15 protein-coding genes and 1 pseudogene are annotated in these 13,395 nt (G+C 65.0%); 9 read left to right on the top strand and 7 right to left on the bottom strand.

Annotated features, from left to right (window positions below; translation table 11 throughout):
* Positions 1 to 18: 18 nt before the first annotated feature.
* Positions 19 to 1,746: a gamma-glutamyltransferase gene (ggt, locus tag CAG31_RS08590; protein ID WP_085579867.1), complete on the bottom strand. Its 1,728-nt coding sequence runs from the start codon at positions 1,744 to 1,746 to the stop codon at positions 19 to 21.
* Positions 1,747 to 1,896: 150 nt separating this feature from the next.
* Between ggt and CAG31_RS08585 the strand changes: the two genes are divergently transcribed.
* On the top strand, positions 1,897 to 2,412 hold the full coding sequence (locus CAG31_RS08585) for a methylated-DNA--[protein]-cysteine S-methyltransferase (protein WP_085579865.1): 516 nt from the start codon (positions 1,897 to 1,899) through the stop codon (positions 2,410 to 2,412).
* Positions 2,413 to 2,497: 85 nt separating this feature from the next.
* On the opposite strand, the gene CAG31_RS08580 is transcribed toward CAG31_RS08585, so the two are convergent.
* From CAG31_RS08580 to CAG31_RS08570, 3 genes and pseudogenes are all read right to left on the bottom strand, one after another.
* A complete protein-coding gene (locus CAG31_RS08580) occupies positions 2,498 to 3,088 on the bottom strand; it encodes an NUDIX domain-containing protein (RefSeq protein ID WP_085579863.1) in 591 nt (196 codons plus the stop codon).
* Positions 3,089 to 3,253: 165 nt separating this feature from the next.
* Positions 3,254 to 4,255, bottom strand: a pseudogene (locus CAG31_RS08575) (chitinase); the annotation flags it as partial.
* A gap of 40 nt (positions 4,256 to 4,295) precedes the next feature.
* The gene (locus CAG31_RS08570; RefSeq protein WP_085580105.1) at positions 4,296 to 4,931 is read right to left on the bottom strand and encodes a lytic polysaccharide monooxygenase auxiliary activity family 9 protein; all 636 of its coding nucleotides are present in this window, start codon (positions 4,929 to 4,931) and stop codon (positions 4,296 to 4,298) included.
* Between the two features lie 317 nt (positions 4,932 to 5,248).
* On the opposite strand from CAG31_RS08570, the gene CAG31_RS08565 reads away from it, so the two are divergent.
* Positions 5,249 to 5,674 carry a GNAT family N-acetyltransferase gene (locus CAG31_RS08565; RefSeq protein WP_085579859.1) on the top strand — a complete coding sequence of 142 codons (426 nt, stop codon included), beginning with the start codon at positions 5,249 to 5,251 and terminating at the stop codon, positions 5,672 to 5,674.
* Positions 5,675 to 5,842: 168 nt separating this feature from the next.
* Here CAG31_RS08565 and CAG31_RS08560 read toward each other — a convergent pair whose 3' ends face one another.
* Complete coding sequence (locus CAG31_RS08560; RefSeq protein ID WP_085579857.1) at positions 5,843 to 6,193, bottom strand: hypothetical protein; 351 nt, start codon at positions 6,191 to 6,193, stop codon at positions 5,843 to 5,845.
* A 146-nt stretch (positions 6,194 to 6,339) separates the two neighbouring features.
* Here CAG31_RS08560 and CAG31_RS08555 point away from each other — a divergent pair, with 146 nt between their 5' ends.
* From CAG31_RS08555 to CAG31_RS08525, 7 genes are all read left to right on the top strand, one after another.
* On the top strand, positions 6,340 to 7,044 hold the full coding sequence (locus CAG31_RS08555; protein WP_085579855.1) for a YoaK family protein: 705 nt from the start codon (positions 6,340 to 6,342) through the stop codon (positions 7,042 to 7,044).
* Between the two features lie 86 nt (positions 7,045 to 7,130).
* A complete protein-coding gene (tusD, locus tag CAG31_RS08550) occupies positions 7,131 to 7,523 on the top strand; it encodes a sulfurtransferase complex subunit TusD (RefSeq protein WP_085580103.1) in 393 nt (130 codons plus the stop codon).
* A gap of 2 nt (positions 7,524 to 7,525) precedes the next feature.
* Positions 7,526 to 7,882, top strand: coding sequence for a sulfurtransferase complex subunit TusC (gene tusC, locus CAG31_RS08545; RefSeq protein ID WP_085580101.1), 357 nt, complete (start codon positions 7,526 to 7,528; stop codon positions 7,880 to 7,882).
* Positions 7,882 to 8,175, top strand: a complete 294-nt coding sequence (gene tusB, locus CAG31_RS08540) for a sulfurtransferase complex subunit TusB (protein WP_085579853.1) — start codon at positions 7,882 to 7,884, stop codon at positions 8,173 to 8,175. The genes tusC and tusB overlap by 1 nt, the downstream gene beginning before the upstream one ends.
* On the top strand, positions 8,172 to 8,507 hold the full coding sequence (locus CAG31_RS08535; RefSeq protein WP_085579851.1) for a TusE/DsrC/DsvC family sulfur relay protein: 336 nt from the start codon (positions 8,172 to 8,174) through the stop codon (positions 8,505 to 8,507). Before tusB ends, CAG31_RS08535 begins: the two co-directional genes overlap by 4 nt.
* A complete protein-coding gene (locus CAG31_RS08530) occupies positions 8,504 to 9,505 on the top strand; it encodes a glycosyl transferase family protein (RefSeq protein WP_085579848.1) in 1,002 nt (333 codons plus the stop codon). The genes CAG31_RS08535 and CAG31_RS08530 overlap by 4 nt, the downstream gene beginning before the upstream one ends.
* Positions 9,506 to 9,596: 91 nt before the next feature.
* Positions 9,597 to 10,604 (top strand): glutathione S-transferase family protein, encoded by a 1,008-nt coding sequence (locus CAG31_RS08525; protein WP_085579846.1) that lies wholly within the window; start codon positions 9,597 to 9,599, stop codon positions 10,602 to 10,604.
* 103 nt (positions 10,605 to 10,707) lie between these two features.
* Here the strand turns inward: CAG31_RS08525 and cysG are convergent, their stop codons facing one another.
* Positions 10,708 to 12,102 (bottom strand): siroheme synthase CysG, encoded by a 1,395-nt coding sequence (cysG, locus tag CAG31_RS08520; protein WP_085579844.1) that lies wholly within the window; start codon positions 12,100 to 12,102, stop codon positions 10,708 to 10,710.
* Position 12,103: 1 nt separating this feature from the next.
* Complete coding sequence (gene serS, locus CAG31_RS08515; protein ID WP_085579842.1) at positions 12,104 to 13,384, bottom strand: serine--tRNA ligase; 1,281 nt, start codon at positions 13,382 to 13,384, stop codon at positions 12,104 to 12,106.
* Positions 13,385 to 13,395: the final 11 nt, after the last annotated feature.

The following is a 13,395-nucleotide window of genomic DNA, read 5'->3' as shown; positions in this document are numbered from 1 at the left end:
CCCTCTTTTTTACGCGCGTCAGTAACCCAATGACAACCCGGTGTTGCGCCGCGGGTCGTTGGCGCCGTAGAAGCGGTTCTTGCCCACCGGTTTGCCGCCCAGGGACGGCGCGCCGACGAGGATCGCCGCGATATGGTTGGCATCTTGCGGGCCGGCGAACTTGTGGCCCCAGCTTTCGAGGATCTTCCTGGTGTCGGGGCTGGCGGCGAAGTCTTCGAGGTTGGTCTGCTCCGGCATCCACTGCTGATGGAAGCGCGGCGCATCGACCGCTTCCTGCAGGCCCATGCCGTAGTCGATGACGTTGAGCATGGTCAGCAGGGTCGCGGTGATGATCCGGCTGCCGCCCGGCGTGCCGACCACCATCACCACCTTGCCGTCCTTGGTGACGATGGTCGGGCTCATCGACGACAGCGGCGCCTTGCCGGGCGCGATGGCGTTGGCCTCGCCCTGCACCAGGCCGTACATGTTCGGCACGCCGACCTTGGAGGTGAAGTCGTCCATCTCATCGTTGAGGATCACCCCGGTCTTGCTGGCCATCACGCCGGCGCCGAACCAGTCGTTGAGGGTGTAGGTCACCGACACGGCGTTGCCCCACTTGTCGACGATCGAGTAGTGGGTGGTGTTGCTGCCCTCATGGGGCGCGACGCCCGGCTTGAGTTCGGCGGAGACGCCAGCCTTCTGCGGCGCGATGGCCTCGCGCAGCTTGGTCGCGTAGTTTTTGTCCAGCAGGTGCTCGATGGGGTTCTTCACGAAGTCCGGGTCGCCCAGGTAGCTGTTGCGGTCCACGTAGGCGTGGCGCATGGCTTCGATCTGGTAGTGCATGCCCTGGGCGGAATGGAAGCCCAGGTCCTTCATCGGATAGCCTTCGAGAATGTTCATGATCTGGCAGATCACCACGCCGCCGGAACTGGGCGGTGGCGCCGAGATCACGTGGTAGCCGCGGTAGTCGCACTCCACCGGCGCCAGTTCGCGGGTCTTGTACTTGTCCAGGTCGGCCTGGGTGATGATGCCCTTGTTGGCCTGGCTTGAGGTGACGATGGCGTCGGCCACCCAGCCCTTGTAGAAACCGTCCGCGCCTTTTTCGGAAATGGTGCGCAGGGTCTTGCCCAGATCCTTCTGCACCAGCTTCTGCCCCACCTGCATCGGCTCGCCGTTGCTGAGGAAGATCGAGCCGGAGTCGCGCATGTCCTTCTTGAACACGTCGGTGGCGTACTCCAGCAGATCGACGTCGCCCTGCTCCAGCACGAACCCGTCTTCGGCCAGCTTGATGGCCGGGGCGATCATCTCATTGCGCGGCTTGGTGCCGTACTTCTTCAGCGCCAGCTCCATGCCCGACACCGTGCCCGGCACGCCGACCGCCAGATGGCCGCGGGTGCTCAGGTCCGGAATGACGTTGCCGTCCTTGTCCAGGTACATGTTCGCGGTGGCGGCCAGGGGAGCCTTTTCCCGGAAGTCGAGGAAGGTCTTGCGCCCGTCCGCCAGTTGAATGGTCATGAAACCGCCGCCGCCCAGGTTGCCCGCCGCGGGGTAGACCACCGCCAGCGCGTAACCGACGGCGACCGCCGCATCCACCGCGTTGCCGCCGTTCTTCAGCACATCGACGCCCACGTGGGTGGCCAGGTGCTGGGCGGTGACCACCATGCCGTTCTCCGCCGCCACCGGGGCCACCGAAGCGGCATGGGCCGTGAGACAGGCCAGGGTGAAGGAGGTCGCGATCAGGGTCTTGGCAAAAGGTTCGTACTTCATGGGTCGGTCCCTTCTTGTTATTAGGCTTTTCAGGAAAGCAGGGAGAAGCGCTGCAAGAGCCACAAGCAGTATGGCCGCGATTGCGATTTGCGCCTCCCGGAACACGCCGTATGCTGTGCGCTGTTCCCGCCCCCCCACGGAGTCCGACCTATGGCCTACACGTTCATCACCCTGCCCTCGCCGGTCGGCGAACTGAAGCTGGTCGCGAACGGCCAGCGACTGGCGGCCATCCTCTGGGAAAACGACAGGCCCGACCGGGTGCGCCTGGGACCGATGGTCGAGGCGCCGGACAACCCGGTGCTGCTCAAGACCGCGCAGCAGCTGCAGGAATATTTCGCCGGCACGCGAAACCGCTTCGAGCTGGAGCTGGATTTCGCCGGCACCGACTTCCAGAAAAGGGTCTGGACGGCGCTGCTGACCATTCCCTTCGGCGAGACCCGCACCTACAGCCAGATCGCCGAGCAGATCGGCCACCCCAGCGCGGTACGGGCAGTGGGCGCGGCGAACGGGCGCAATCCGATCTCGATCGTTGCGCCGTGCCATCGGGTGATCGGCACATCGGGCAAACTGACGGGGTTCGCCGGAGGGCTTGAGGCCAAGGAGCGGCTATTGAAGTTGGAAGGTTGCCGGTGGGCCGAGGTCGGACGGACGGGGGAGCTGTTCTGATCGCCTGTCTTCAGTGATCGGCCCACTGTGGCGCTGCGGCTATTTTCAATGGGGGTGAGAGAGATTGCTCCCTCACCAAAGGGCCTCAAGCGGAGAACAGGTCGTTCATCGCCGCATACTGCAACAGCATGATGGTCTTGGCATCGCAGATCTCGCCGCGCCCGAAAGCGGCCAGCGCATCATCGAAGCGCCACTCCAGCACCTCCAGCTCTTCGGTCTCTTCCTCCAGGCCGCCGCCGGCGCCGACCTTCGACGACGCGTCGTACTCGGCAACGAAAAAATGCAGCTTCTCGGTCACCGAACCCGGGCTCATGTAGGACTCGAACACCTTCCTCACGTCATGCACGCGGTAGCCGGTTTCCTCCTCGGCTTCGGCACGGATGCGTTGCTCGGGGTCGGCCCCTTCAAGCAGCCCGGCGGCCACTTCGATCAGCAGCCCGTCATGGCCGTTGACGAACACCGGCAGACGGAACTGCCGGGTCAGCACCACCGTGCGCCTCTCGCGGTTGAACAGCAGGATCGCAGCACCGTTGCCGCGGTCGTAGACCTCACGGGTCTGGCGCTGCCAGTCGCCGCTGTTGCGCCGGTAGTCGAAGGTGATTTTCTTGAGCAAGTACCAATCGTGGGACAGCACCTGCGTATCGATGAATTTGACCCGTTCGGCCGTGTTGGACATGACGCCTGACCCTTGTGTCCTTGAAGGACGCCCATGGTAGGCGAAAAGACGCGGCCCACGGACGAAAAAAAGCCCGGCAGCGCTACCGGGCTTTCTGTTCGCTTACTGCTGTTGGCCGATGTCGACCGTCATGTCGTCCGACGCGTGCTCAGACAGCTTGGCGCCATGGATCAGCGGCCCGTAACGGCGGCTGAATTCCCAGTTGTACGGCACCCGGTCCTTGCTGATGCCGTTGTCCCAGTTCACCGACCAGGTCATCAGCCCCTTGATCGGATGCCCTTTGATGGCCAGCCGCTTCATGGCGTTGCCCACCGCGGTCTTGTCGATCACGTAGCCGGTGGCGGCGGCATCGACGTTGGCCGGCAGGCCGATGACGAACTTGTCCGCCGCGATCTTGGTGAACCCGCGGGTGCCGGTCACCAGGCTTTCGGTCAGGTAATAAAGGAAGTCTTCCTTCATCGCGTCGTTGTTCTGCGCGATCCACGCACCGTTGCCGTTGTTGGCCTCCGGCACCCAGACCCCGTCGCCGCCCTGGTTGTAGAACTGCGGGGCGATGAAGTCGTAGTAGCCTTCCAGCGCTTGCAGGTAGCCGACGTACTTGCCGTTGGCGGTCAGGTACGGGAACTCCGGCGCCATGCTGATGATGAAGTGCTTGCCCTGGCCTGCGTAGTGATCCTTGACCAGTTTCAGCGCCGCCGGCAGGACGGTCTTGTTGGCGGCGAAATCAATCGCGCTCTGTTCAAGATCGATGTCCAGCCCGTCGAAGCCGTAGGTTTCCACCAGACGGATGATCTCGTTGGCCAGCGGTTGTTCTTGGCCGGCGCGCAACTCGATGTGCGCATCGGCGCCGCCCAGGGAAATCAGCACCGCCCGCCCCTGGCTGTTGAGCACGCCGACCTGGCGGCGGAACTCGGCGTCGGAGACGTTGTGGGGCTTGAAGGTCGGGATGCCGTTGCCTTTCATGAAGGCCACAGCGACCACGTTGTACTCCTTGGGTACGTTTTCAAGCGCGATGTTGGCGAACTGCCCTTGCCGGTAGCCGTCGCTCGGCCCCGCCGGCCAGTTGTGCCAGAAGCCCATGAGGATCTTCTTGCCGGCGATGCTCGGCATCAGCGACGCCGCGTCGCCCGCCTGGTTGTGCAACAGGGTGAAATCAATGTTCGACATGTTCTAATCCTTCAGAACGTGTGGGTCGGTTGGCGCGGACTTACTTGAAGTCGACGTCGAAGGCCTGATAGAAGGCGTTGCCGGTGTTGGCGACGATCCACATCAGGACGATCACGTGACGCCCCTTCTTGTTGGCCGGCAGTTTCACCGAATGGTTGACCTTGGCCTTCAGTTCGCCCGCATGACTGTAGTACGGAACCTGAGGGTAGAAATCCTCGAAGAACGGTTGCGCCTCCAGTTGCGCACGGGTGATGCGGGTCTTCGGATCCCAGCCGTCCTTGGTGATCAGCCAGCGGTAGCCACGGGTGGTGTGCGGGGCGGTGTACTCCCATTTGATGTCCAGGGTCTGGCCCGGTGTGACGTTGAGCAGCGGCCAGGTGAACGGGCGACCGAGCTTCTTGCTCATTTCCTCGTCGGTGAAGTTCACGCAGTCGCGGGCATCGTCCTTGCCGCCGCTGAGGATGTAGCCGTCGGCCGGCGGCACGACGCTCGGGTTGTCCGTGCCGAACGGCGCGGGGAACGGGCCGGCCGCCAGCGCCGGGAAGTTCTTGCCGCCTTCCATTTCGTTGACCTGCCAGCCGCCCAGCAGGCCTTGCTCGATGGCCACCGAACCACGGCTGGCCGGAGAGGTGACGCGACCGTGTCGCAGTTGGGTTTCAGGGGTTGCTTGATTCATGTTGTTCACTCCATTGATTTAAGAACTCTCCTTCCCGAGGAGAGGCCTTCAAGCTAACGGAGGGGGATTTTTTGTCCATCGGCGGATTTGTCGCAGCGGGCGGCCTTGCGCCAGCAATCGCCAATGAATACTGGATGGATATACAGCACCCTAAGTCAGCGCGTACTCATCCTGTAGCAAAAAACCTACACGCCAAAGGCATGAAAACCGGCATCGGCGGATCAAGGCACCGGCGACGGCGCAAGGCCGACCGAGGGGATGGATCAAAGGTCAACGCCGGGTTAGGCTGCGCCTTCGTTGCCAAAAGGAAGTTGCACATGAACCTGCGAATCGAGCTGTCGCACACCAATACGGAAGAAGAACGCCTGGCCATCCTGGCGCCGCTGCACGCCTTTAACGTTGCCCAAGCCGGCATCGCGCCCTCCACCCCCCTCACCTTGCTGGTGCGCGACGACAGCGGCGCGATTCTCGGCGGACTTTATGGCCGTTTTGTCTGTGAGTGGCTGTTCGTCGACCTGATATCGGTGCCTGAAGAAGGACGGGGCCAAGGCGTCGGCTCCAGGCTGATGGGCATGGCCGAGGAGCTGGCGCGGGAGAAAGGCTGCTTCGGGATCTGGCTCGACACCTTCGATTTTCAGGCGCCGGTGTTCTACCGAAAGCTTGGCTACAGCGAATTCGGTGAACTGGCGGATTATCCGCCGGGGCACAAGCGGCTGTTCTTTCAGAAGCGGTTGAAGGACTGAGCCGGCAGGCCTCCTGCGAGTGCAACGGCATTGCCCTTGCTTTCGCTCTGCGGGGCCTGGGCTGATGCCATCGCCAGCAGGCTGGCTCCTACAGGGATCGGTGCATGGCACAGATCCACTGTGGGGCTTGCCCGCGATGAGGCCGGAACAGCCTCCGCCTCAACCGACCTACAGGCAGGTCGCCAGCGCCGCCAGCCGGCGCTTGGCGACAAAGTCGTCCTTCTGCGCGTAGTACTTGAGCGTGGTGCCGGACGCGTCGCTGACCACATCGACGAACGATTCCGCCGAGCGGGTGTACACCGTCGTACCGCCCTGCTTGCCCGGCTCCAGATAAGCCGCCGCGTCCACACCGAACACCGCTTCGTCCTGCCAGGAGAACTGCACGCACTGCGCCACGTCCTTGCCGGGCTTTTCCGAGGTCAGGGTCTTGTAAGGGGTTCGGGTGCGGGCGTCTTCCATCACCGATCCCGCGCAACCGGCCAGCAAAACCGCCGCCAGCGCCACCGTCAGCATTCGCATTGCATTCGCTCATTCAAAAAAGAACGGACTGTATCACTGCCCGGCAAGGTTTCGTTCAGCTTTACCGCATCGGACGGCGCGACAACCCTCGCGCTATGGAGTAAAACCGTGTTTTCCCACCCAGGAACCCGGCCAGGAACCCGCCCATGCTGCCGTCCGCCACCACTCACCGCGCCACGCCCGGCCACCTGCATACCCAGAAATGGCGCGGCCGCGTCGGCCTGACGCTGGTCGCCTGCCTGTCGGTGCTGGCCGGCATGACCGACGCCATCGGCTTCATGGCCAGCGGCGACTTCGTCTCGTTCATGAGCGGCAACACAACCCGCCTGGCGGTGGCGATCAGCGACGGCGACCTGGGCCTGACCCTGCGCCTGTCGATCCTGGTCGCCACGTTCGTCTTCGGCAATGCCCTCGGCGTCATCGTCAGCCGGCTGAGCGGGCGTCGGGCGCTGCCGTTGCTGCTGTGCATCGCCGCGCTGCTGTGCGCCGCGGCGGCCTGGCCGTTCGAGCAGCAATTGCCGGCCCTGCTGGCGGCGATCACCGCCATGGGCATGCTCAACGCCTGCGTCGAGGAAGTGAACGGGCTGCCGGTGGGGCTGACCTACGTCACCGGGGCCCTGTCACGGTTCGGCCGGGGACTGGGCCGCTGGCTGCTGGGCGAACGACGCAACGGCTGGCGGGTGCAACTGGTGCCCTGGACGGGCATGTTCGTCGGCGCGGTCATCGGTGCGCTGCTGGAACGCCATCTGGGCCTTCAGGCCCTGTTTTTCAGCGCATTGCTGGCCGGCGTGCTCGGGGTGGTCGCCCTGAAGATCCCCCGCCGCTGGCAACTGGGCTACATGCCGCGCTGACACTCACCGCGCCTGCGGCAACATCCGCTTCGCCGCCCCGGCGAGAAAGCTTTATCATGGCCGCAGTTTCGCTGATCGAGTCCGTCATGAAGTTCGCCATCGCGCTGTTTTCCGCCGCCCATGCGCCCTCCTCGCGCCGTGCCCTGCTGTTCGCCCAGGCGGCGCTGGCCGGCGGGCATGAGATCGTCCGGCTGTTTTTCTACCAGGACGGCGTGCACAACGCCTCGGACAGCGTGGTCACCCCGCAGGACGAACAGGACCTGCCCAAGCAATGGCGCGCCTTCATCACCGAACAGCGGCTGGACGGCGTGGTGTGCATCGCCGCCGCCCTGCGCCGTGGCGTGCTGAACGCCGAAGAGGCCGCACGCTACCAGCGTGACGCCGTGGCCGTCAGTGCGCCGTGGGAACTGTCCGGCCTGGGCCAACTGCACGATGCGGTGCAGGACGCCGACCGTCTCATCTGCTTCGGAGGCGCATGAACATGGCTAAATCCCTGTTGATCATCAGCCGCCAGTCGCCATGGTCCGGCCCCGGCGCCCGCGAGGCGCTGGACATCGTGCTGGCCGGCGGCGCGTTCGATCTGCCGATCGGCCTGCTGTTCCTCGACGACGGCGTGCTGCAACTGGCCGCCGGGCAGAACGCCAAGGCCTTGCAGCAGAAGGACCTGAGCGCCAATCTGCAGGCGCTGCCGATGTTCGGCGTCGAAGAACTGTTCTACTGCGCCGACAGCGCCGCCCTGCGCGGCCTCGGCGATCTGTCGCTGGACGAGGCGCAGCCCTTGGCCGCCGACCGCATCACCGCCCTCATTGACCGTTACGACCAAGTGATCACGCTCTGATGTCGACTTTGCATGTGCTGTCCCATTCCCCGTTCGGCGACGAACGCCTGACCAGTTGCCTGCGCCTGCTGGGCAGCGCCGACGCCTTGCTGCTGTGCGGCGACGCCGCCTATGCCCTGCGACCCGGCACCGCGCCGTTCACTGCGCTCCAGGCCCGCAACGCCAGGCTGTACGTGCTGGCCGAAGACGCCCAGGCCCGAGGGCTTGAGGTTCCGGACTGGGCCGACGCCATCGACTACCCGGCCTTCGTCGAGCTGTCGGTGCGCCACGACAAGGTCAACACCTGGCTATGAAGACCCTGACCGTCGGCGCCCGCGCCATCGAACTGGACAAGGACGGCTTCCTGGTGGACCTGAGCGACTGGTCGGCCGAGGTCGCCGCTGCCCTCGCCGTCGCCGAAGACATCGAGCTGACACCCGACCACTGGGAAGTCCTTGAGCTGCTGCGCGCCTTCTACGCGGAGTTCGAGCTGTCCCCGGCCACCCGGCCGCTGATCAAGTACACCGCCCTGAAGCTGGGCCCGGACAAGGGCAACAGCCTGCACCTGAACCGCCTGTTCAAAGGCACCCCCGCCAAGCTCGCCGCGAAACTGGCGGGCCTGCCCAAACCGACGAATTGCCTATGACCGACTTTCCAGCGCTGACCCTCGAAACGCCCGCCGAGCATCCGTTCGCCCAGTTCGTGCGGATCCTGGGCAAAGGCAAGCGCGGCGCCCGCGACCTGACCCGCGCCGAGGCCCGCGAGGCCATGGGCATGGTGCTGGACGGCAAGGTCGAGGACACCCAGCTCGGCGCCTTCCTGATGTTGCTGCGGCACAAGGAGGAAAGCGCCGAAGAGATGGCCGGCTTCACCGAAGCCCTGCGCGAACGCTTGCATGCCCCGTCGTTGGCCGTCGACCTGGACTGGCCGACCTATGCCGGCAAGAAACGCCACCTGCCGTGGTATCTGCTGGCGGCCAAGTGCCTGGCGCAGAACGGCGTGCGCATCTTCATGCACGGCGGCGGCGCCCACACCGCCGGGCGTCTGTACAGCGAACAGCTGCTCGGTGAGCTGAACATCCCACTGTGCCGCGACTGGCAGCAGGTCGGCTCGGCGCTGGACAACGGCGGCCTGGCGTTCATGCCGCTGGTGGACTGGGCGGCGCCGTTGCAGAAGATGATCGACTTGCGCAACACCTTGGGCCTGCGCTCGCCGATCCACTCGCTGGCACGGATCCTCAATCCGCTGGGCGCCCGTTGCGGCCTGCAAAGCATTTTCCATCCCGGCTATCAGGCGGTGCACCGCGAAGCCAGCGGCCTGCTGGGCGACACGGCCATCGTGATCAAGGGCGACGGCGGCGAAATCGAGATCAACCCGGACGCCGACAGCCACCTGTACGGCACCGCCGGCGGCGCAAGCTGGGACGAGGAATGGCCGCGGCTGTCGGCCCAGCGCCACGTCAAACCGGCATCGCTGGAGACCCGCCAATTGAAGGCGGTCTGGCGCGGCGAGTCGGACGACAGCTACGCCCGCATGGCTTTGATCTCGACCATGGCGCTCGCCCTCCGGGGGCTGGGCCAGAGCCGTGAGCAAGCCTTCGAAACGGCCGAACAATACTGGGCCGCACGGAACAAATCGATTTAATCGATCATAGCTGCCCGATCTTTGCGCTTTTTGTTCGAACCCATCGGAATAGACTCCACTCCAACGATTATTGGTTTGCGGAGTCTTGAACATGGGTTTACTGGTCGATGGCCGCTGGCAGGACAAATGGTACGAAAGCGACAAGGACGGCGCCTTCCGGCGTGAACAGGCGCAACGCCGCCATTGGGTCACCCGCGACGGCCGCCCCGGCCCCAGCGGTGAAGGCGGCTTTGCCGCCGAGGCCGGGCGCTACCACCTCTATGTGTCGCTGGCCTGCCCGTGGGCCCACCGCACGCTGATCCTGCGCAAGCTCAAGGGGCTGGAAAGCCTGGTCGACGTCTCGGTGGTCAGTTGGCTGATGCTGGAAAACGGCTGGACCTTCGACAAGGCGCTGGGCTCCACGGGCGACCGGCTCGACGGCTTCGACTTCATGCACCAGCGCTACACCGCAGACACCCCCGACTACACCGGCCGCGTCACCGTGCCGGTGCTGTGGGACAAACGGCTCAAGCGCATCGTCAGCAACGAATCGGCGGAGATCATCCGCATGTTCAACAGCGCGTTCGACGGCTTGACCGGCAACGGCCTGGACTTCTACCCGGCACCTTTGCGCAGTGCAATCGATGGGCTGAACGAGCGGATCTACCCGGCGGTCAACAACGGCGTGTACCGCGCCGGCTTCGCCACTTCGCAGCAGGCGTATGAAGCGGCGTTCGACGATGTGTTCGCCGAACTGGATCACCTGGAAAGGCTATTGGGCACCCACCGCTACCTGGCGGGAGAGTTCCTCACCGAAGCGGACATCCGTCTGTTCACCACCCTGATCCGCTTTGACGCGGTGTACCACGGGCACTTCAAGTGCAACCTGCGGCGGATCGCCGATTACCCGAACCTGTCGAACTGGCTGCGCGAGCTGTACCAGTGGCCGGGCATCGCCGACACGGTGGATTTCCAGCACATCCAGCACCACTACTACGGCAGCCACAAGACCATCAACCCGACCGGCGTCGTGCCCAAAGGTCCGGAGCAGGACTTCACCGCAGCCCATGACCGGGCGCGGCTGAGCGGGAAAGGGATCTGGAATCACATCAGCGTTTGAGGGCCTCAATCGCCAGCAGGCTGGCTCCTACAGGGGATCTGTGTCGTTCACGAATCCAATGTGGGAGCCAGCCTGCTGGCGATCGGCACAATGCGGTCTGTCGTCAGACTTGCCCCTGAGCCCCTTCGAACCACGCCAGTTTCTCGCGCAGTTGCACCACTTCGCCGACGATCACCAGGGTCGGCGCATGCACTTCATGCTCCGCCACCAACCCGGGCAGGTCGGCCAGGGTGCCGGTGAACACCCGCTGATTGACCGTGGTGCCCTGCTGGATCAGCGCCGCCGGGGTGTCCGCGCCGCGCCCGTGCTTGATCAACTGCTCGCAGATGACCGGCAGCCCCACCAGGCCCATGTAGAACACCAGCGTCTGCGCCGGCGCGACCAGGTCGGCCCAGGGCAGATCGGTGGAACCGTCCTTCAGGTGCCCGGTGACGAAACGCACCGACTGCGCGTAGTCGCGGTGGGTCAGCGGGATCCCGGCATAGGCCGCGCAACCGCTGGCCGCCGTGATGCCCGGCACGACCTGGAACGGGATGCCGTGGGCCGCCAGTTCTTCGATCTCTTCGCCGCCGCGGCCGAAGATGAACGGATCGCCGCCCTTGAGCCGTACCACACGCTTGCCGGCCTTGGCCAGATCCACCAGTTGCCGGTTGATCTGATCCTGGGGCACCGCGTGGTCGGCGCGGCGCTTGCCGACGTAGACCCGCTCGGCGTCCCGGCGGCACAGCTCCAGAATCGCCGGCGCCACCAGACGGTCGTACAGCACCACGTCAGCCTGCTGCATCAGGCGCAAGGCGCGGAAGGTCAGCAGATCCGGATCGCCGGGCCCTGCGCCCACCAGATACACCTCGCCGGTGGCCACCGGTGCCTGGCCATCGATCTTGGCCTGCAGCAGACGTTCGGCCTCGGCGCCCTGCCCGGCCAGTTGCCGGTCGGCGATCGGCCCCTGGAACACGTCCTCCCAGAAGGCACGACGCTGCTGCACGTCGGGAAACAGGTTTTTGACCTGATGCCGGAAACGCGCGGCGAGACCGGCCAGATGGCCGTAGGTGGCAGGGATCCAGGTCTCGATCTTGGCGCGGATCAGCCGGGCCAGCACCGGCGCGTCGCCGCCGCTGGACACCGCGATGATCAGCGGCGAACGGTCGACGATGGCCGGGAAGATCACGCTGCACAGGGCCGGCGCGTCCACCACGTTGACCGGCACGCACCGCCGATGGGCATCGGCGGAGACCTGCGCGTTCAGCGCTTCATCGTCGGTGGCGGCGATGATCAGCCCGCAGCCGTCCAGATCCGTGTCGAGATAACCGCGCAACAGGCACTCACCGCCGCTGGCGGTCACCAGATCACGCAGTTGGGCTTCGATTTCAGGTGCGACCACCCGCAGCAGCGCACCGGCGTCGGCCAGCAGGCGGGACTTGCGCAAGGCAATCTCCCCCCCGCCGACGACCAACACACGACTGCCGCGCAGGTTGTGAAACAGCGGCAGATAGTCCATGTCAGCCGATGACCTCAAGGCCACCCATGTACGGCTTCAGCACGTCCGGCACGCGGATCGAACCGTCGGCCTGCTGGTAGTTCTCCAGCACCGCCACCAGGGTGCGGCCGACCGCCAGGCCGGAACCGTTGAGGGTGTGCACCAGCTCAGGCTTGCCGGTTTCCGGGTTGCGGAAGCGCGCCTGCATGCGGCGGGCCTGGAAGTCGCCGCAGTTGGAGCACGACGAGATCTCGCGGTACTTGTCCTGGCTCGGGATCCACACTTCCAGGTCGTAGGTCTTGACCGCGCTGAAGCCCATGTCACCGGTGCACAGCGCCAGGGTGCGGTACGGCAGCTGCAGCAGCTGCAGCACCTTCTCGGCGTTGGCGGTCAGGCTCTCCAGGGCTTCCATGGATTTGGACGGCTCGACGATCTGCACCATCTCGACCTTGTCGAACTGATGCTGGCGGATCATGCCGCGGGTGTCGCGGCCCGACGCGCCGGCTTCGCTGCGGAAGCACGGGGTGTGGGCGACGAACTTGATCGGCAGCTGCTTGGCGTCGACGATTTCGCCGGCCACGATGTTGGTCAGCGACACTTCGGCGGTCGGGATCAGGTACAGGTCGGCCTCACCGTCGCGGCCGATCTTGAACAGGTCTTCCTCGAACTTCGGCAACTGGCCGGTGCCTTGCAGCGCCGGCGCCTGCACCAGGTACGGGGTGTAGGCCTCTTCGTAGCCGTGCTCGGTGACGTGCAGGTTGATCATGAACTGCGCCAGGGCGCGGTGCAGACGGGCGATCGGGCCGCGCAGCAGGGCAAAACGCGCGCCGGACAGCTTGGCGGCGGTCTCGAAATCCAGCCAGCCGAACTTCTCGCCCAGAGCGACGTGGTCCTGCACCGGAAAGTCGAAGGCGGTCGGCGTGCCCCAGCGGCGCACTTCCACGTTGCCGTCTTCGTCTTCGCCGACCGGCACCGATTCGTGCGGCAGGTTGGGGATGCCCAACAGGATCGCGTCCAGCTCGGTCTGAATCTTGTCCAGCGCAGCCTTGCCTTCGTTCAGTTGGCTGCCCATGTTCTCGACATTGGCCATCAGCGGGGCGATGTCTTCGCCGCGTTGCTTGGCCTGACCGATGCTCTTGGAGATCGCGTTGCGTTCAGCCTGAAGCTTTTCGGTTTCGGTCTGGACTTCCTTGCGCTGCTCTTCCAGCGCTTCGATGCGCGCGACGTCCAGGGCAAAGCCACGGGAAGCCAGGCGGTCCGCTACGTCCTGAAGGTTGCTACGTAACAGTTTGGAATCGAGCATGTCGGTCTCTC

The sequence above is a fragment of the Pseudomonas sp. R25(2017) genome, from assembly GCF_002112565.1.
Taxonomy (GTDB): Bacteria; Pseudomonadota; Gammaproteobacteria; order Pseudomonadales; family Pseudomonadaceae; genus Aquipseudomonas; species Aquipseudomonas ekonensis.
This window is presented reverse-complemented; position numbering and strand designations above follow the sequence as displayed.